General features: G+C 64.4%; 14 protein-coding genes and 2 pseudogenes. 15 read left to right on the top strand and 1 reads right to left on the bottom strand.

All coding sequences use genetic code 11. The features are described from left to right. Window positions 1-8 precede the first annotated feature (8 nt). Window positions 9-626 (bottom strand): TetR/AcrR family transcriptional regulator, encoded by a 618-nt coding sequence (locus J1M64_RS11180; protein ID WP_119193355.1) that lies wholly within the window; start codon window positions 624-626, stop codon window positions 9-11. A gap of 187 nt (window positions 627-813) precedes the next feature. Here J1M64_RS11180 and J1M64_RS11175 point away from each other — a divergent pair, with 187 nt between their 5' ends. The 15 genes and pseudogenes from J1M64_RS11175 (at window position 814) to J1M64_RS11100 (ending at window position 19,781) form a co-directional block, all read left to right on the top strand. Then, complete coding sequence (locus J1M64_RS11175) at window positions 814-1,608, top strand: TIGR03084 family metal-binding protein (RefSeq protein ID WP_119193354.1); 795 nt, start codon at window positions 814-816, stop codon at window positions 1,606-1,608. A gap of 57 nt (window positions 1,609-1,665) precedes the next feature. Further along, the gene (locus tag J1M64_RS11170; RefSeq protein WP_181694410.1) at window positions 1,666-2,820 is read left to right on the top strand and encodes an acyl-CoA dehydrogenase family protein; all 1,155 of its coding nucleotides are present in this window, start codon (window positions 1,666-1,668) and stop codon (window positions 2,818-2,820) included. Between the two features lie 10 nt (window positions 2,821-2,830). Further along, a complete protein-coding gene (locus tag J1M64_RS11165; protein WP_181694409.1) occupies window positions 2,831-4,423 on the top strand; it encodes an AMP-binding protein in 1,593 nt (530 codons plus the stop codon). Window positions 4,424-4,797: 374 nt separating this feature from the next. Further along, window positions 4,798-5,259, top strand: a pseudogene (locus tag J1M64_RS11160) (transposase); the annotation flags it as partial. Window positions 5,260-6,186: 927 nt separating this feature from the next. Further along, window positions 6,187-7,767: an AMP-binding protein gene (locus J1M64_RS11150; protein WP_119192838.1), complete on the top strand. Its 1,581-nt coding sequence runs from the start codon at window positions 6,187-6,189 to the stop codon at window positions 7,765-7,767. A gap of 62 nt (window positions 7,768-7,829) precedes the next feature. Continuing rightward, window positions 7,830-9,428: an acyl-CoA carboxylase subunit beta gene (locus tag J1M64_RS11145; RefSeq protein WP_119192839.1), complete on the top strand. Its 1,599-nt coding sequence runs from the start codon at window positions 7,830-7,832 to the stop codon at window positions 9,426-9,428. 5 nt (window positions 9,429-9,433) lie between these two features. Next, window positions 9,434-11,428 (top strand): biotin carboxylase N-terminal domain-containing protein, encoded by a 1,995-nt coding sequence (locus tag J1M64_RS11140; protein WP_119192840.1) that lies wholly within the window; start codon window positions 9,434-9,436, stop codon window positions 11,426-11,428. After that, a complete protein-coding gene (locus J1M64_RS11135; protein ID WP_119192841.1) occupies window positions 11,425-12,189 on the top strand; it encodes an enoyl-CoA hydratase/isomerase family protein in 765 nt (254 codons plus the stop codon). Before J1M64_RS11140 ends, J1M64_RS11135 begins: the two co-directional genes overlap by 4 nt. Then, window positions 12,190-13,029: a TIGR03084 family metal-binding protein gene (locus tag J1M64_RS11130; RefSeq protein ID WP_119192842.1), complete on the top strand. Its 840-nt coding sequence runs from the start codon at window positions 12,190-12,192 to the stop codon at window positions 13,027-13,029. Continuing rightward, window positions 13,026-14,813, top strand: coding sequence for an acyclic terpene utilization AtuA family protein (locus J1M64_RS11125; protein WP_119192843.1), 1,788 nt, complete (start codon window positions 13,026-13,028; stop codon window positions 14,811-14,813). The genes J1M64_RS11130 and J1M64_RS11125 overlap by 4 nt, the downstream gene beginning before the upstream one ends. Window positions 14,814-14,858: 45 nt before the next feature. After that, window positions 14,859-16,013 carry an acyl-CoA dehydrogenase family protein gene (locus J1M64_RS11120; RefSeq protein ID WP_119192844.1) on the top strand — a complete coding sequence of 385 codons (1,155 nt, stop codon included), beginning with the start codon at window positions 14,859-14,861 and terminating at the stop codon, window positions 16,011-16,013. A gap of 17 nt (window positions 16,014-16,030) precedes the next feature. Continuing rightward, on the top strand, window positions 16,031-17,692 hold the full coding sequence (locus J1M64_RS11115) for an AMP-binding protein (protein WP_119192845.1): 1,662 nt from the start codon (window positions 16,031-16,033) through the stop codon (window positions 17,690-17,692). 93 nt (window positions 17,693-17,785) lie between these two features. Further along, entirely contained in the window at window positions 17,786-18,415 is a 630-nt protein-coding gene (locus J1M64_RS11110) for a TetR/AcrR family transcriptional regulator (protein ID WP_181694352.1), read from the top strand. A 226-nt stretch (window positions 18,416-18,641) separates the two neighbouring features. Then, window positions 18,642-18,848: pseudogene (locus J1M64_RS20550) on the top strand (LLM class flavin-dependent oxidoreductase); the annotation flags it as partial. Window positions 18,849-18,884: 36 nt separating this feature from the next. Next, window positions 18,885-19,781: an alpha/beta fold hydrolase gene (locus tag J1M64_RS11100; protein ID WP_119192848.1), complete on the top strand. Its 897-nt coding sequence runs from the start codon at window positions 18,885-18,887 to the stop codon at window positions 19,779-19,781. The last annotated feature ends 105 nt before the right edge of the window (window positions 19,782-19,886 follow it).

Raw genomic sequence — 19,886 nt, 5'->3', positions numbered from 1 at the left:
TGTCGTGGTCACCGCGACGCATCGTTGCGTCGGGGGAGATGTTCATCGAGCACCTCGGCCCACCGGTCGAGGATCCGGCTCCGCCGCGTGCGGTCATCAGTGATCGTGTTGGCCAGGCCCAGTCCGCGAAGGAGGTCGAGCGTGGCTTGGACGAGCTCGAGGCTGCCGGGGATGCTCTCGTCCACGTCGAGAATCTGCACCGTAAGTCGGTGCATCAGTCGGCCGGTCATCTTCTCTAGCGGGTCGACCGCGGCCAGCAGGTCGGGATCGGTGCGCGCTACCGTCCACACCTCGAGAGCAGCGACAAATAGGTCACTCGTGACATAGTCTGCGAGCATCTGCAGCACCGTGCGGGTGCGGTTATCACCTGCCGGCAGGGCTGTGACGGCTTCTGCGAGCTGCTCGCTTCGACGGGTGGCCAAATGCTCAACAGCCGCGGTGACCAATGCGGCTTTGGTGGGAAAGTGGTGCAACTGGGCGCCACGGCTCACGCCTGCTCGTTTAGACACCAGGGTGGTGCTGGTGCCGTTCCAGCCGTAATCGACCAAGCACTGCATGGTGGCTTCGAGGAGTCGCTGACGCATCAGCCGCGTGCGCTCCTCCTGAGGTATCCGGGTACCGGTCATTGGAAGCATCTTGACCCATCCACATACAAGCAGTCAAGCCTGATTTTTATGTTCAAAATAAAAACAGGCTTGACTGCTTGTGGGTTGATCTGCCAATCTGCCAATGCGAGGCGATCTAGGGTATCTCAAATCACACAGCGCACCTCGTCCCCCCCCCCTCATAGGCATGTGAACCAGGATTCGCGACATGACCAATCTTCTTGCCACAGTTCTGACCGACCTGGCGGCCGAGAGCCAGCAGTTGGACGACTGGGTTCGATCCCTGCCGCCCAGCGATTGGCGCATCGTCACCACGGACGAAGGGTGGACCGTCGGACACCAGATCGGCCACCTGGCGTGGACCGACGAGACCTCGCTGGCCGCTGTGGCCGACCGGGAGCGGTTCCACGAACTGCTGCAGGAAGGAGCTTCCGATCCCGAGAAGTTCGTCGATGCGGCTGCCGCGCAGTGGGCTTCGGAACCGACCGATGAGCTTCTCCGTCGGTGGCGCAGCGGCCGAGCCGCGCTCGCTGATGCGCTTCTTCAGGTGCCGGAGGGGGAGAAGGTTCCCTGGTTCGGGCCGCCAATGAGCTCAACCTCAATGGCATCGGCTCGAATGATGGAGACGTGGGCCCACGCCCGTGACGTAAGCACCGCATTGGGCATCGAGGCACCACGCGATCGCCGCGCCCGACACGTGGCGCATATGGGGGTGCGCGTCCGTGACTACGCCTACCTCGTGCGTGACATGGAACCGCCTGGCGAACAATTCCGAGTCGAACTCACCGGACCAGACGAAGCCCAGTGGACCTGGGGCCCGCCCGATGCCCGACAGCGAGTCACCGGAGACGGGTACGACTTCGCCTTGATGGCAACTCGGCGACTGCACCCCGATGACGCAAACGTCCAGGCCGTAGGGCACGACGCCAAAGTCTGGCTCACCATCGTCCAGGCATTCGCCGGACCACCGGGCACCGACCCGCTACGTCGAACTCAGCACTGACCCCCCAGCCCGGCCCCCGAACCACGACCATCGCACAAGAACAAGGGAGAACAACGAATGACCATGTGGGAAACGCCCGAGCGTCGGGCACTCGCCGCTGCGGCGGCGGCCTTTACCAAGGCGGAGATCACGCCGAATGTAGCGGCGTGGGAAGAAGCCGGTGAGCTACCGCGCTCACTGCACAAGAAGGCCGCAGCGGCCGGCTTGCACGCGGTCGGCTACCCCGAAGAGGTCGGTGGGGACGGGGGCGACATCGTTGACGCCGCCGTCATCAGCGCGGCCACCATCGGCGCGGGCGCCTCCACAGGCGTGATCGCCTCCTGGCTCACCCATAGCATCGCGCTCCCACACATCATCGCCTCCGGCAATAGCGACCTGATCGACCGATACGTGCGACCCACCCTCGCCGGCCAAAAGATCGGCTCGCTCGCGGTCACCGAACCAGGCGGTGGCAGCGATGTCGCCAACATTCGGACCAAAGCCGTGCGCGACGGCGACCACTACATCGTCAACGGCGCCAAGACATTCATCACATCGGGCGTTCGGGCTGATTTCGTGACCACCGCGGTCCGTACAGGCGGCGCGGGGCACCGTGGCATTAGCCTGCTGGTGATCGACAAGTCGACACCAGGCTTCGAAGTGGCCCCACCACTGAAGAAGATGGGGTGGTTGTGCTCGGACACGGCCGAACTGTCCTTCGACGATGTCCGCGTTCCCGTCGGCAACCTGGTCGGCCCGGAGAACCGTGGCTTTGCGATGATCATGATGCAGTTCGTCAATGAGCGCCTCGGGATCGCCGTGCAGGCATGTGCGGCAGCGCAGCGGTGCGTGGACCTTGCCGCACAGTATGCGCGTGAGCGTGAAACGTTCGGCGCCCCATTGATCTCCCGGCAGGTGATCCAGCACAAGCTGGTCGACATGTCCCGGCGTACTGCCGCGGCGTGGGCGATAACCCGGCAGGCATACGAGCGACAGGTTGTCGACGCTAACTCTAATGAGGCGGTCATCGACGCCCTGTTCGCCAAGCGTCAATCCGTCGAGGCCGTCGAATGGGTGGCCAGCGAGGCGGTCCAGATCTTCGGCGGCATGGGCTATATGCGCGAGACCGAGGTCGAGCGCCACTACCGCGACGTCCGCATCCTCGGGATCGGTGGCGGCAGCAACGAAGTCCTCAATGACCTTGCCGCCCGCCGGCTCGGCTACACGGCGTAAGGAGCCGATCATGACCAGTGAGACCGTTTCGAACATGCTCCGACGGACCACCGTCGGAGACGTAATACGACGCCACGCACTCAACCACCCGAACAAACCCGCCCTGCTGGTGGAGTCCATGGACGGCACTTCCGCTGAGTATTCCTGGCGTGAGTTCAACACTTTGATCAATCGGACCGCTCACGCGCTGACGTCCCTCGGTGTCACGAAAGGCGACAAGGTGGGGGTCTTCGCCCTCAACGGTCCCCAATTCGCAGCCCTGCTCTATGCGGCGGCAAAAATCGGTGCGATCGTCGCACCGGCAGGTGCCGGCCTGCGCGGAGCCGACCTCACCTACGTCGTCAAGCATTGCGATGCGCAAGTGGTGTTCGTCGACGAATTCCTGCTCGACGCGTTCACATCCATCCTGCCCGATGTCGACTACCTGACGATGGGATTCATTCGGAGGACGCCCGGCAGCGAGGCACCGAAGGGATGGGTCGACCTCGCCCAGATGGTGGCCGAACAGAATGACGCAGAACCAGAGGTAGTCCTCGACGGTGACGATGTGGCAACCCTCACCTACACCAGCGGCACCGAGGCTGCACCCAAGGGCGTGTTGATGACGCACACCAACCTCATCAATATGATCACCTCAGGACATGCGTGGGATCTGCGACCCGAAGATGTCGCTCTGCACGTGCTACCGCTCTTCTACACCGGTGGCGTCGGAGTTCTCATGATGTGCCACCTACTTGGTCAGACGGTGGTGCTCCCCGAGCTGCCTGAGCCGGTGAAGATGGCGGCCGCGATGGCCAAGCACCAGGTCAGTTTCATCGTCCTACCACCGACCCTCTGGATCCGACTGCTGCAGGTACCCGGCATCGAAGAGTCGGCCAGATCGATGCGGATCGCTACGACATTCGGCGCCACCATATCTAAATCAATGATCACCGGCTGGTCGGCGGTTTGCCCCTCGATGCGATGGAATTCGTACTACGGCCAGAGCGAAACGTCCTGTTCGGGCACTATTGGACAGTTCAAGAACCTCGAAGAGATCTGCGAAGGCGATCTGGGATGGGTCGGCCGCCCTTGCCAAAACCTTGAGGTTCGGGTGGTCGACCCCCACGACGACGACGTGCCGCGTGGTGAAGTCGGCCAGATACTGTTCCGCGGCCCAGCGGTGTTCAAGGGCTACTACAAGGACGAAGAGAGGACCGCGGCCGCGTTCGCCGGCGGGTGGCTGCACTCTGGTGACCTTGGCCGCTTGAACGCCGACGGCGAGCTATTCTTCGTCGACCGGGTCAAGGACATGGTCAAAAGCGGCGGGGAGAATATCTCTTCGGCGAGTGTCGAGTATGCGATCTCCGGGCACCCAAAGGTTGCGGAGGTGGCCGCATTCGGGGTGCCGCACCCGGACTGGATGGAAGCGTTGACCGTTGCTGTGACGGTCAAGCCAGGGGAGAGTCTCACGGCCGACGAGGTCGTCGCATACTGCAAAGAGACGCTTCCGCGCTTCAAAGTGCCAAAAGAAATCGTGATCGTCGAAGACTTCCCACGCGGACCGTCCGGGAAGATTCTCAAGCGGGAGCTGCGCGAGCAATACAAGGACGTTCACAGTTGATCACCCGAACGCCGCATCCGGAATGTGGTTGGTAGGCCACCTAGCGTACCAACCACATTTTGGCTGTCAAGCAGCTCGCGGTTAACGTGCCCGCCAGAAACGGCCTGTGCGACTGGATCGAAGGCACGGCGTCGCTTTTCAGTCGTAGTCGCTGAAGCGAGTACCGGGATAGCTGTTTCTACGGCCTTCTTGACCAATGCAGAGTCCGGGGTTAGCTTCCGAAGCAGCTTGGAATCGAGCAGCAACGTTTGCCAATTGGAACTGAGCTGTAGCCGCTGCGTCGGGTGGCATCGCTGTCGGTTTGCGTCGGAGATCGAATTGTTGCAACGGGAGCACAACCTCGCACCCTGGCGGGCAAGCAGTGGCTGCCCCTGGTCAAGCCGTGGCCGCTGCGGCCCGCGGTCGAGGGCGGGTTCACCCTGGATGACTTCACCTTCGACGCCGTGGCGGGCACCCTGACCTGCCCCGGCAACATCACCCGTGGCCTGTCTGCCAAGGGCAATGCCACCTTCGGGGCGGCGTGTCGTGGCTGCCCGCTGCGTCAGCGATGCACCACCTCAGCCACGGGGCGCAAAGTCGTGCTCGGCGAGCACCACCTGCTGCAACGCCAGCACCGCCAGCGCTCCGGCGATGAGGACTTCCAGACCGTCTACCGCCAGCACCGACCGATGGTGGAACGCTCGATCGCCTGGCTGACCCGAGGTGCCCGCCGCGTGCCGTACCGCGGGGTCGAGAAGAACAACAACTGGCTCCACCACCGCGTTGCCGCCCTGAATCTGCGCCGGCTACTCGCGATGGGACTGACGAGCCAGAACGGAACCTGGGCCCTGGCCTGACCAGCGGGCCGGGGCCAGGCATTCCCGCCCCAGCACAGGCTCGAACAACCCGCGGTGGGCGCCACGAACCTCTCGCCCCTCTCGCCGAACCCAGAAATCTCCAACCCCGCACCTCGCGCAACGGCCAACCGGCCCTCACGCACACCGGCGTGCCAGGATCGCAGCTTGTTCAGCAGTCTCCTAGATCGTCAATGCTGTCAGCGCCGGCGAGCATCCCGCCCACCACGCTCGAGGCCTTGGCCGCCGATCGCCAAGGAAAGGTGCAGCCCAGAGTTTGGAATAGTGCACAGGCATTCACACTAGTGAATCTTTACGGGTTAGATTTGTCGCCCTCCGGCACTCGTACCTACCCAAGCAGGTGTGGGCCTCGGCACAGCACCTTGGGTGTGCCGCCCATTAGGCGTACCCAGTCCAGGGTTGAGCAGGGTGGCGGCGCGGTAGGTGATCGCGAGCTTGCCGTAACGAGTTGCCAGACCTCGCCATTGCTCGGCTGGGGCGAAGGGCCGCTCGGCGACGGTTCGCCCTTTGTTGAGGTCAGCTGGCGAGCGTCGGGGTCCGGCCACCGCGGCAGCCCCGTACTCGTGCGGCGATCGTGTCGCTCCCTCTGGGATGACGGCCGCGATGCTCCTGATGCGGAGCTGGCGGCGGATCGTGCCGGCCGAGTACGCCTTGTCTGCGATCACCGCGTCCGGGCGGGTGCGAGGTCGGCCCCGTTCTTCCGCGCCCGCCGAGAGGCTTGCGTGTGACTCGCATCATGTCTAACGTACAGTTAGTCATGGCTCATTCACTACCGTTCAACTAGGTGCGACGCCTCAATATGCAGTTGGCATCCGAGTTTCCTTTACGTCTTCAACAGGAACTCGATTCAGCGCACCGCGTGACTCTGCCATTTCGCCATTTCGCGTACCCAATAAGTAAGGACGAGTAATGACAATCACCGCACTCGAGAACAACCTCATTCACCGGGTGAACGTCGGTGACATGCTCACCCGGAGCGCGGACCGCTTCCCGAACGCACTAGCCGTCGCCGACGAACACCGTCGTCTCACTTACACAGATTTCAACCACGCGGTCAATATCCTCGCGAACTCGCTGCTGGGGCTCGGGCTCAGCAGGGGTGACTCCGTGGCCCTGGCATCCAAGAACAGCATCGAGTTCCTCCAGACTTACTTCGCCTGCGCCAAGACCGGTCTGATCTGCGTCCCCATCAACCTCGGTTGGACTGCACCGGAGGTCGCTCACGTCCTCCGAGACTCCGGCGCCCGGGCGATCATCGTTCACGAGGAGTCGGAAGCTCTCGTCGCGCCAGCGCTTCCTTGTCAGAGTCACATGACCGACGTCATTGTGATCGGGTTACCATCGCAGGCCTACGGTGACATCGAGCCCCGCGCTTTCGCATCTCTCATCGACCAGCAGGATTCGACGGAGCCCGAATGTTTGGTGGAGGACCGCGACACTCTCACCCTCCTCTACACCAGTGGCACCACCTCGGCGCCCAAGGGAGTCAGCGGCCACCATCTCGCCGTCTACATGGAATCCATGGCGATGGCCATCGAGGGCCGATTCCGTTCGGACGACCGCTTCGCCGCGATGCTCCCCATGTCGCACACAGCCCAGCTGAACTGCCACTGCACCACCGCATTGCTTCTCGGAGCAGCGATTCACATCCGTCCGGGCTTCGACGCCGGTGCCCTTCTCGACCTCATCGAGGCCGAGCGCATCACGCAGATCTTCGGATTGCCGATGATGTACGGCGTGATGCTCGATCACCCGTCGATCGACGACAGGGATCTCTCCAGCCTCCGCCGAGCCCTGTACGCGATGGCGCCGATGCCCAGGAATCTGCTCGAGCGATGCTTGGAGGTGTTCGACTGCGACTTCTACCTCCTGTTCGGACAGACAGAGATGTCGCCAGCTACCACCATCTTCCATCCCGAGCACCAGCTCTCGCATCACGGATCGGTCGGGACGCCAGTCGTCACCACGCGCGTCGGGATCATGGATCTCGATGGCGGGCTCCTCCCTGCCGGAGAGGAAGGGGAGATCGTCTATCGGAGCCCCCAGGTGATGACCGATTACCACGGGGACGAAGAAGCTACGCGAGAGGCCTTCCTCCACGGATGGTTTCACTCCGGCGACAACGGATACTTCGATGACGACGGAATCCTGTGGTTCACGGACAGGCGGAAGGACGTCATCAAGACCGGAGGCGAGAACGTCGCCTCACTCGAGGTGGAGAAGGCCCTCCTCGCCGCGGAGCCCGGGATCGCCGAAGTGGCAGTGGTCGGCCTACCCCATAAGCGCTGGTCCGAGGCGATCACAGCGTTCGTGGTGCCCCGCCAGGGACAGGAACTGGACGCGGAGACGATCCAATCGCGCGTCAGGGACCACTTGGACCCGTACAAGATCCCGAAGGACGTGATCGTCGTGGAGGACCTTCCCCGTACGTCCACGGGGAAGATCCGAAAGAACCTCGTCCGCGACGCCCACCTGAACCACTTCGAGTGACCACCGCCTATCAATTGCCTGCAGCGGCCTCGACTGCATCTGTAACGAAGGGTAGCTAGACAATGCCTGTACTGAAGACCTCGGTGGACCCGGGTTCAGAGGAGTTCGCCGCCAATCTGGAGGTCCAGTCGGCCGCGGTGAGCGCGCTCGAGCGGGAATCCGCCATCGCGATCGCCGGCGGGGGTGAGAAGTACATTCAGCGCCACCGCGACCGCGGTCGACTCCTGGCACGCGAGCGGATAGAGAAGCTGCTCGACCCGGATTCGCATTTCCTTGAGCTATCGACCTTGGCGGCGTGGGGTACCCAGTTCACCGTGGGCGCCGCGATCGTCACCGGTGTCGGCGTGGTCGAGGGCGTGGAGTGCATGATCATCGCCCACGACCCGACCGTCCGGGGTGGAACTATGAACCCGCTGACGCTGCGCAAGAACCTCCGCGCCCTGGAGATCGCCAAGCTCAACCGGCTTCCTGTTCTCTACCTGGTAGAGAGTGGTGGCGCGGACCTGCCCACCCAGTCCGAGCTCTTCGTGCACGCAGGCGAGATTTTCCATGACCTCACTGAGATGTCGTCGATGGGCATCCCGACGGTCGCCCTCGTTTTTGGCAACGCCACTGCCGGCGGCGCGTACGTACCTGGCATGTGTGACTACTCCGTGCTTGTCGACCAGCAGGCAAAGGTCTTCCTCGGTGGTCCCCCGTTGGTCAAGATGGCCACGGGCGAGGTCGCGAGCAGTGAAGATCTCGGTGGCGCCGACATGCACACCCGGATCTCCGGCGTCGGCGACTACTTCGCCATCGACGAGATCGACGCGATCCGCCTCGGACGCCAGATCGTCTCCACCCTCAACTGGAGCAAGCTCGGCCCGAAGCCCGCGGCCGATCCGGAGCCCCCGTTGTTCGACCCGGAGGAACTCCTGGGCGTTGCCTCCGGTGACCCGCGAGTTCCGTTTGATCCACGGGAGGTGATCGCCCGAATCGCCGACGGCTCGCGGTTCGAGGAGTACAAGCCCCGGTACGGCACCTCCCTGGTCACCGGATGGGCATCGATCGCCGGATATCCCGTCGGCATCCTCACTAACGCTCGCGGCGTGCTGTTCAGCGAGGAGGCCCAGAAAGCCACGGAGTTCATCCTCCTGTGTAACCAGACGGACACTCCCCTGATCTTCCTGCAGAACACCACCGGCTACATGGTCGGCACCAGCTATGAACAGGGCGGGATCATCAAGGACGGCGCCAAGATGATCAACGCGGTCACCAACAGCACGGTGCCGCACTTCACCATCAACATGGGCGGTTCGTTTGGCGCCGGTAACTACGGCATGTCAGGCCGAGCGTACGGCCCGCGCTTCATGTTCACCTGGGCGAACGCACGTCTGGCCGTTATGGGCGCCGCCCAACTGGCGGGCGTCATGTCAATCGTCGGCCGCGAGTCCGCGGCCTCGGCGGGTCGACACTTCGATGAGGAAGCCGACGTCATCCGCACCGCCGAGATCGAGAAGCAGATCGACGCCGAGTCCCATCCCTTCTTCGTTTCCGCTCGCATCTATGACGACGGCGTCATCGACCCTCGCGACACCCGCGAGATCCTCGCCATCGCACTGTCTGCCGCCCACTCAAACAAGGTCGAAGGCCGTCGCGGCTTCGGCGTCTTCAGGATGTGAGATCGATGTCCAGGATCAGAAAGCTGCTCGTCGCCAACCGTGGCGAGATCGCTGCCCGTATCTTCCGTACCGCCCACGAGATGGGAATCTCCACGGTGGCGGTCTACTCCGATGCGGACGAGGCGATGCCCTTCGTCAACCTGGCCGACGAGTCGGTTCCCCTACCCGGTAACACCCCGGCGGAGACCTACCTGCGGGCGGATCTCATCATCGAGGCCGCCAAGGCGACCGGGGCGGACGCTGTGCACCCCGGCTATGGGTTCCTCTCTGAGAACGAGGACTTCGCTCGGGCGTGCGCTGACGCCGGCATCACCTTTGTGGGCCCCTCTCCCGAATCGATCGCCGCCATGGGTTCGAAGATCGAGGCGAAGCGGATCATGGAGGGCGCGGGCGTGCCCATCCTCCCGGGCACCGTCGTCGGCAGCGACGAGGACAGCTCGCCTGAGCGACTCCTGTCCGCCGCCGAGGAGATCGGTCCCCCGGTGCTCGTCAAGGCGGCCTTCGGCGGTGGCGGCCGGGGAATGCGCATTGTCCACACCCTCGACGAGCTCGTCGAGGCGGTCCGGAGCGCACGACGCGAGGCCGAGTCCGCGTTCGGCAACGGCACGGTGTTCCTCGAGAAGTTCATCGAGTCCCCCCGGCACATCGAGGTACAGATCTTCGGTGACACCCACGGCAACGTGGTCCACCTCGGCGAACGCGAATGCTCCATTCAGCGCCGCTACCAGAAGATCGTCGAGGAGTCCCCGTCTACGGCCGTCTCTCCGAAGCTCCGAGACGAGCTCGGCCGGGCTGCCATCGCCGCCGGCCGCGCGATCGACTACGTGGGCGCCGGCACGGTCGAGTTCGTCATGGCGCAAGACGGCGGGTTCTACTTCCTGGAGGTCAATACCCGTCTCCAGGTCGAGCACCCAGTCACTGAGCTGGTCACCGGCACCGACCTGGTCCGGGCACAGCTGCTGGTCGCCTCCGGCGAGCCCCTCCCCGACGAGGTTCTCCGGCCGAACTTCGCCGGCCACGCCATCGAGGTCCGCCTGTACGCGGAGGACGCTGCGGCCGGGTTCGTCCCCGTCTCGGGTCGGCTCCACTCATTCGAGATCCCGGAGGGGCCCGGGGTCCGTGTGGACACCGGATTCAGCAGTGGTTCCACCGTGAGCACCTTCTACGACCCGATGCTCGCGAAGGTCATCGCCTTTGGCCGCGACCGCGACGAGGCCGCCGATCGACTGATCCGCGCTCTGCACAGATCGACCCTGTTCGGCGTGACCACCAACCGTGACCTACTCGTGGGCATCCTGGACACGTCGGACTTCAGGGCTGGTCTCACGGACACGGCCTTCCTTGACCGCCACCCGGTCATCGAACTGGAGGCCGGGGACGCGGGGGCGGATCCGACCACGGCTCACGCCTGCGCTGCAGCGCTCGCCACTGTCGCGCGGAACCGTGAAAGCGCGGTCGTACTACCCACCCTTCGAGCCGGTTTCCGCAACGTCCGCAGCGGACGGCAAGAGGTTCGCTATCTCGACGGCGACCGTGAAGTCTGCGTCCAGTACGCGGTCACCCGTTCCGGTGTCGTGATGAGTCTCGACGGCGAGGATGTCACCGTCCGGGCCTTCGACACGACCCCCGAGGGCATCGACGCGGTCATCGACGGTGTGCGCCGCCGATTCCGCATCATCGACGCGGGCGATTCTGTCCACGTCAGTTCCTCGCTCGGCAATTCGACCTTCGACCGGGTCGACCCGTTCCCGGACCCGTCCGCGTCGGTCGAGGCCGGATCGTTGCTGGCACCGATGCCGGGGACCGTGGTCCGCGTGGAGGTGTCCGAGGGCGATGAGGTGTCTGAGGGTCAGACCGTGATCGTGCTCGAAGCCATGAAGATGGAGCATTCGATCAAATCGCCCGCCGCCGGGACGGTGTCACGGCTGCCCGTGGCTCTGGGCGCGCAGGTGGACACGGGCGAGACGCTCGTGGTGATCAGTGGAGGAGACCAAGAGTGAACGACGTCGTCAGATACGAGCTGGTCAACAACGTCGCGTGGCTGACCATCGCGCGTCCCGACGCCCGGAACAGTCTGAGCAAGGCGGTCCGGGAGGGACTGTTCAGCGGCTTGCGCCGCTTCAATGAGGACGACGAAGCGAAGGTTCTCGTCCTCACCGGCGAGGGTGACGAGGCGTTCTGCGCCGGCGGTGATCTCAAGGAGATGTCCGGCGCCGCGATCACCGTCCCGCCGGTGGACTACGTCCCGCAACTCGGCAGGAACATCACCGTAGACAAGCCCACCATCGCGTGTGTCAACGGAGCCGCCTATGGGGGTGGCTTCCTCCTGGCCCAGACTCTGGATCTCTGCGTGGCATCGACCAATGCGCGCTTCGCGATCTCCGAGGTCAAGATCGGCCGCGGGAGCCCGTGGGCCGCGCCCCTGTCGCGGATGATCCCGACGCGGATCGCGATGGAGATCGTCCTCACCGGGGATCCGCTCACCGCCGAGAGGGCCCACGAGATCGGGTTCGTCAACAAGGTCGTCGAGCCCGGGGAACTACGCGAGGCCACCCAGACGTTTGCGGAGCGGATCGCCCGCAACGCGCCGCTCTCGGTGGCTGCAGGTAAGGCCACCACGAAGCTCGGTACCGAGTACCCGCTCTCGGAGGCGTTCGACCGCGCCGAGGAGATCTGGGAGCCGGTGTACATGAGCGAGGACGCCCAAGAGGGCATGCTCGCCTTCACCGAGAAGCGCCGTCCCGAGTGGAAGGGGCGGTAGATGGCCGCCGACATGAGCGACCTTCTCGCCCAGCTCGACGCGCAGACCGCGGGGTTGTGCGCCGCGCTCGAGGAAGCGGGAGCGGAGACGGGCGAGAGTTGCTGGGGTCTGGCGACGCCAGCCGAGCGATGGTCGGTTCGGGACCAGCTCACGCACCTGGCCTACTTCGACGAACTGGCCACCATGTCGATCCTTCTTCCAGCCCGCTTCCGCATCGAAGCCAGAATTCTCATGGCCGGGGGGATGGACTTTCCGGACCGCATCGCCCATCAGTACGCCTCGATGCCGGGTGACGAGGTCCTGATGTGGTTCCGGAGTGCCCGCGAGGAGCTCGCCTCGGTCGCCCGCAGATCCGACCCCAGTGCGCGACTACCGTGGTTCGGCCCCGACATGAGCGTGACCTCCACGGTCACCGCCAGGCTCATGGAGACGTGGGCTCACGGCCGTGACGTCCACGACACCCTCGGGACCGTGCAACCGACCGGCCCTGAGTTACGCAGCGTCGCACATCTAGGCGTGGCCACTTTCGGCTTCGTGCACCAGCTCCACCACCGCGAAATCCCGTCAACACTCCCGCGGGTCGAGCTGGCCGGCCCCTCCGGCGAGCAGTGGGTGTGGGGTCCGGAGGACTCCACCGACTCCGTTCGCGGGCACGCCGAGGACTTCGCGCTGGCGGTAACCCAGCGCCGGAACCTCGCGGACACCGACCTTGAGATCACCGGCGACGTCGCCCGGAACTGGATGACCATCGCCCAGACCTACGCGGGCACCCCCGGCACCGGGCGGCCCCCCTTGAACGAACCGACCGACACTACGGCCGCGAGAGGACACCAGTCATGACCGCACGAGCTATACGCATCGGCAACGCGTCGGGATTCTACGGAGATCGGGCCGCGGCATTCCGCGAGATGGTCGAGGGCGGGCCCGTCGATGTGATCACCGGCGACTACCTGGCCGAGCTGACCATGTTGATCCTCTGGAAGGCGCGGAAAAAAGACCCCTCCGCCGGCTATGCCAAGACGTTCCTCACCCAGCTCCGCGAGAACCTGACGGAGTGTGTGAACAGGGGGATCAAAGTCGTCGTCAACGCCGGCGGTCTCAATCCCTCGGGTCTTGCCAACGCGGTCCGCGAGCTCGCCACCGAGCTGGAACTGGACGTCTCAGTAGCCCACATCGAGGGTGACGATCTCATGCCCCGCTTCGACGACCTGCTGGCCGAGGGGCACGACTTCCGCCACCTGGACAAGGAGATCCCCTTCACCGATGCCGGGGTCACTCCTGTGTCAGCCAACGCCTACCTGGGTGCGTGGGGGATCGTGGAGGCCCTCGGCGCAGGCGCGGACATCGTCATTTGTCCGCGGGTCACGGACGCCTCGCTCGTCGTGGGCGCGAGCGCCTGGTGGCACGGGTGGGACCGAACCGACTTTGACGAGTTGGCCGGGGCGGTGCTGGCTGGTCACATCATCGAGTGCGGCCCTCAGGCGACCGGCGGCAACTATTCGCAGCTCGCCGAGGTCACCGACCGCCGTTACCCGGGGTTCCCGATCGTGGAGATGGCCTCCGACGGGAGCTTTGTGGTCACCAAGCACGACGACACCGGCGGCCTGGTGTCCGTGGGCACGGTCACAGCACAGGTGCTGTACGAGATCGATGATCCCCGATACCTGAACCCGGACGTGGTCTCGCACTTCGACACCGCATCCATCACACAGGAAGGCCCGTCCCGGGTGCGGGTCACCGGTGTCCGGGGCACCCCGCCGCCTCCCACCCTCAAGGTGGCCATGAACTACGTCGGCGGCTACCGCAACACCATGACCCTGGTCCTCACCGGCCTGGACATCGAGGAGAAGGCGCGCTGGGCCGAGGATCAACTGTTCGAGATCCTCGGCGGCAAGGACCGGTTCGACGAGGTCGACGTTCAACTGCTGCGCTACGACAGGCCAGACCCGACCGGTCCCGCCGATTCCACCGCCCATCTGCGCGTCACCGTCAAAGACCGCGACCGCGCCAAGGTCGACCGGGCGTTCTCCAACGCGGTGATGGAATTGTTCCTCGCCGGGTACGCGGGCTTCCACACCACCACCCCCCCGTCGTCGGCGAGCGAGTACGGCGTGTACTGGCCGGCGATTGTTCCCAAGGAACTGGTGGAGCACGCCGTGGTACACGGCGACGGTCGCCGTCAGTTGATCCCCCATCCCCCTGAGGTTGCCAATCCCCCGCGCGAACCGCTCACCCAGGAGACGGTGAAAGATGACGACGAGGCCTTCCCCTCTTCCGGTGGGCAGATGGTGACGCTGCCCCTCGGGCGGATCGCGTCAGCGCGTTCCGGCGACAAGGGCGGCAACGCCAACGTCGGGCTGTGGGTGCAGTCTGACGCCGAGTGGTCGTGGCTGCGGGACTCGATCACGGTGGAGCGCTTCCGGCAGCTGCTGCCAGAGGCCGCGCATCTCCCGATCCGCCGGTACGAGTTGCCCTCCATCCGATCGCTCAACTTCGTCGTCGTCGGACTCCTCGGTGACGGTGTCGCATCGACCACCCGGCTCGACGCGCAGGCCAAAGGCCTGGGCGAGTTCATCCGCGCCCGCATGGTCGACGTCCCGGCAGAGCTCGCCCCCGACGCCTGACCCGCCGCAATCTCGGCACCTCACTCCCCACGAAAGGCAAAGACCATGCAGATTCTCGAATCAGAGGACCACCGCGCGATCCGGCAGTCGGTCGCGGCCATCACCGACCGCTTCGGCCCGGCCTACTTCGCCGAACAGTCCAATAACGGCGGGAATACGGACGAGTTGTGGCGCGCTCTCGGCGAGTCCGGCTTCATCGGCATCAACCTTCCCGAGGAACACGGCGGCGGTGGCGCGGGGATGACCGAGCTCGCGCTGGTGGTCGAGGAGACCGCCGCGCGGGGATGCCCGCTCCTGCTTCTGCTGGTCTCGAGCGCGATCTCCGGCGAACTCATCTCAAAGTACGGCAGCCCCGAGCAGCAGGAGACGTGGATTCCGAAGATGTGCTCGGGTGAGTCCAAGGTCGTCTTTGCCATCACCGAGCCTGATGCCGGGTCCAACACCCACAAGATGTCGACCACGGCCACCCGGGACGGAGACGACTGGATTCTCAACGGCACCAAGTACTACATCTCCGGTGTCGACGAGGCTGACGCCCTCGTCGTGGTCACTCGTACCGGAGTCGACCCCGAGTCCGGCCGCGGACGCCTGTCGCTGTTCATCGTCCCCACGGACACCCCGGGGCTGATCAAGCAGGAGCTGCCTGTCGCGGCGGTCATGCCCGAGAAGCAGTTCACGCTGTTTTTCCAGGACATGCGGCTCCCAGCGAGCGCCCTGCTGGGCGAGGTGGACAAGGGCTTCAAGCAGGTCTTCGACGGGCTCAATCCGGAGCGCATTACAGGTGCGGCGCTCTGCGTGGGCATCGGCCGGTTCGTCGTGGAGCGGGGCGCGGAGTACGCCCGGACCCGGGAAGTGTGGGGCACCCCCATCGGCAGCCACCAAGCTGTGTCCCATCCGCTGGCCGAGGCGAGCATCGGCGTCGAACTAGCAGCGATGGCCACTTCCCGAGCCGCATGGCTCTACCAGAACAACCTGCCCGCCGGCGAAGCCTCGAACATCGCGAAATTCGCGGCGGCCGACGCCGCCCTCAAGGCCGCCGACACAGCGATCCAGACGCACGGCGGGAACGGCCTCAGCGTGGAGTACGGCCTGTTCCCCTACTGGGCCCTCGCCCGCCTGTTGCGAATAGCACCGGTGAGCAGGGAGATGATCCTCAACTACGTCGCACAACACAGCCTTCGCCTACCGCGGTCCTACTGAGCAGTCGGGAGACAACCATGCCCATCAACGTGACGGATCTGTACAACCGCAGGGAGACCGGCCTGTGGAACCGGGTCGCCATCGGCGACATCCTGGAACGTATCACCTGGCGCTCGCCGGACAAGACGGCGATCATCGGCCGGCCCGGAGCCTACGCGTCGGATGACTTCGCCGAGCTGACCTACCAGCAGGCCTACCAGGCCACCAACCGCATCGCCAACGGGCTCCTGTCTCAGGGTCTCACTCGCGGCGACATCGTCATGATGTTGTGCGAGAACTCGGTCGAAGGGTGGCTCATTAAACTCGGGATCGCGCGCGCCGGCCTTGTGAGTGCACCGGTCAACACCATGATGGCTCCGGACGTGGTCGGCCAGCTCGTCGACTTGGTGGAGCCCAAGGCAATAGTCGTGGACGCCGCCTCCTGGCCGGGGGTTGAGGCGGAGTTATCCAAGCGCGACCTGGCGCCGCTGGTCACGATCCCGATCGGTGGCGACGTCCCCCAGGGCTCGACCACTTTGACGGAGTTCATCGCCGACATGCCGACCTCCGACCCGGACGTGGAAATCCATGGCGACGACATCTGGCAGATCCTTTTCACCTCCGGCACCACCTCCTCTCCCAAGGCGGTGATGATCTCCCACTCGAGCTCTTACTTCGCCGCTCTCAACTTCTCGAACATCCACACCAGGGGGCTCAAACGGCCTTCGGACCTGGTGCTGTGCGCTTTTCTGCCACTGCTTTACCACATCGGAGATCAACCCTTCAACACTGCAGCCCTCCTGTGCGGGGGCACGGTGGTTCTCGGGCGCTCGCCTCGTCCAGAGTCGATCGCGGAGGCGATAGCGGAGAACGGCGCCACGTCCCTGTGGTCCGGGTCACCCGCGATGCTCAATGAGATCAGCTTGGTCCTGGATGCCCGCGAGGATCTCGACATCTCCAGTCTTACTGTTGCCGTATACGGATGGGCTGCGTTGCATCCGCAGGTTCTGGCGAAGCTCAAGGGGCGCGCGGCTGACGGATTCCAGTCCGTCGCGATCTTCGGGCAGACCGAGGCGATCGCCTGCCACACCTTCTGGCCGGATGAGTGGACTGATCTCTACGAATCGACTGCTCCGGCGATCAACTATGTGGGCACTCCCACGCCACTACTGGCATCGACGATCGTCAGCCCGTTCGGGGATCTCATCACCATGTCAGAGGAGGGTCCCGGAGAGGCCGTCTACCGCTCCCCGACCGTGTGCTCCGGCTACTACCGGGACGAGGCTGCGACCGAAGAGGCCTTTGCTGACGGCTGGTTCCGCTCCGGGGACAGCTGCGCGATTGGCGAGTTCGGCCAGCGGATCATGGTCGACCGCTACAAGGACATCGTGAAGTCCGGCGGTGAGAATGTGTCGACCATCAGGGTGGAATCGATCCTTCAGAGCCACCCCGGAATCGAACGCGCTGCCGTGGTCGGCCTGCCCCACGAGAGGTGGGGCGAAGCCGTGACCGCCCTAGTCCTACGCCGGCCGGGCGCCGATATCACAGAGGATGACCTGATCACGTTTGCTCGGGAGAAGCTTGCGGGTTTCGAGACGCCGAAGTCGATCGTGTTTGTCGATTCGCTTCCTCAAACCGTGGGTGGAAAGATTTTGAAGTACAAATTGAGGAGCCAGTACTCAGGCCTGTACACGGACTGAGCAACACCGCGTGCGGCCGTCTAGCCAGCTGGTTCAACGGCCGCACGCGCGAACCGAGCGCCCGCTGCGCAACACAATATTGGGGGACGAGACGTGAAATCTGGTCAAGAGCTGGGAGGCGTTCCGAGCCGGGTTCGCGATCCTGAACGGGCCGAGAAGATCGTGTCCGCCGCAGCGGAACTGTTCGCCGAGCGCGGATATCACACGGTGAGCTTGGCGGATATCGGACAAGCCTCGGGTATTGTCGGATCCGGGATCTACCGACATTTTGAGAGCAAGCATGCGGTTCTTCTGGCGATCGTCGAAAATCCAATGATCGACCTTTTAGAGAGGTCGGATCGAATCGTCGATGAGCACACGGACAGTGTGACTACACTCCGACAACTCATTAAGACCCAGATTGACTTCTGCCTCGACTCGCGCAACGTCGTACTCCTCTACCGACAGGAAAGCCACTTCCTTCAAGATGAACACGCACGCCGAATACGTCGCCTGCAGAGACGCTACGTCGAAAACTGGATCGCGACACAGTTGGAGCTCAGGCCTGAGTTGGATGACGCCACAGCGCGCACCCTTGTACACTCTTGCATCGGCGCCATCCAATCAGTGCTCACTTTTGATTCCGGTTTGAGCCGCACAGATCTGGAACTCACCCTCGTCTCGATGGCGGAGCGGCTCCTGGCGGCCGACCACACGCCCCGTGCACATAGGAACGGCTCGTGATCCCCGACTACGAGGCCGCCAATGCTGACGTGCCGGCGACGGAATGGAAAGACATGCCTATCGACTACTACCCAGGTAGCGGCGTCCGGCTCGATGAAGCCCGCCGAATCTCTACCCAGGCGGAGGACGCCGGTTTCGGCCCGCTGGGAGCCCTCCGGCCCGCTCGCGGTAGCCGTGGAGAGCACGACGGCCATAGGATTGCGAACCGCCGTCACCGTGGCGTTCGCCCGCAGTCCGGGTGATCCTCGCCCAGCACGGCCACGAACTCGCCCGAGTCAGTGGCGGCCGATTCGCCCTGGGTATATGCACCCAGGTACAAGCCCACATCACCCGACGCTATGGCGAACCGTGGTACCGGCCCGCGGCGCGCTGCCCGGTACCGATGACGAGTGCGGTATGCATTGTTGTTCACCCCGCACGGCAACATGACTGAGAATGCTCCACTCGATAATCTTGGTGAGGAAATGCCATGGATCCCGTAGTCACAAACCCTGAATTCCGCGGTGACGGTGTCACACTTGCCGCCGACCGGTGGGATCCACCGGCGACTGCCGGCGGTTCAGGCGTCAGCAGTAAAGGTGTGGTGCTGTTGCTGCACGGCGGCGGGCAGACCCGGCATTCCTGGCGAAACACCGGACGCAGGCTCGCGGCGGACGGCTGGTCCGCACTCGCCCTGGATGCACGGGGGCATGGGCAGAGCCAATGGGCACCGGACGGGGACTATGGCATCGATGCTCTGGTCTCCGACCTGACCTCGGTCATCGGCGAGTTGGGGCAGCCGCCGGTACTGGTCGGCGCCTCGATGGGCGGTATGACGTCGTTGATCGGGCAAGGAGAGAATCCCGAGCTCGCTCGTGGTCTGGTGTTGGTCGATATCGCCCCGAAGGTCGAACCGGGCGGCACCGCGGAGATTATGGCGTTCATGCAAAGTGGCCTGGATGGTTTCGACAGCCTCGAGGACGCTGCCGCAGCGATCGCAGCGTATACCCCGAACCGGGTCCGCACCCCCAACCCGCAGGGGTTGCGCAAAAACCTCCGGCTGCGCGATGGCCGCTGGTATTGGCATTGGGATCCGGCGTTTCTGCGCCAGGGCGACGAACCCACCCGCCAGACCGACTCGATCGTGCGATACCAACGCGCCCGAGACGCCGCAGCCGCGATTACCGTTCCCACGATGCTCGTTCGTGGAACGCAATCAAACGTGGTCAGCGAAGAGGGCGCCAAAGAGTTGCTTGAGCTCATCCCGACCGCCAGATTGATCGACGTCACCGGGTCCGGTCATATGGTCGCCGGCGACGACAACGATGTGTTCAGCGGCGGATTGAAGGGTTTTCTCGACAACGACGTTCTCGCATCGCGCCACTGACGCCGTCGAGGACTCGAACGTCACCGGCGGCGGGAGCTCACCTGGGTTGCGTATCGGTGCCGGTTGCATTGATGGCCGGATTCGCCCGCCCCGGCGGGCCGCTTC

This window comes from Dietzia sp. KRD202 (assembly GCF_017168155.1).
GTDB lineage: Bacteria > Actinomycetota > Actinomycetes > Mycobacteriales > Mycobacteriaceae > Dietzia > Dietzia kunjamensis.
This window is presented reverse-complemented; position numbering and strand designations above follow the sequence as displayed.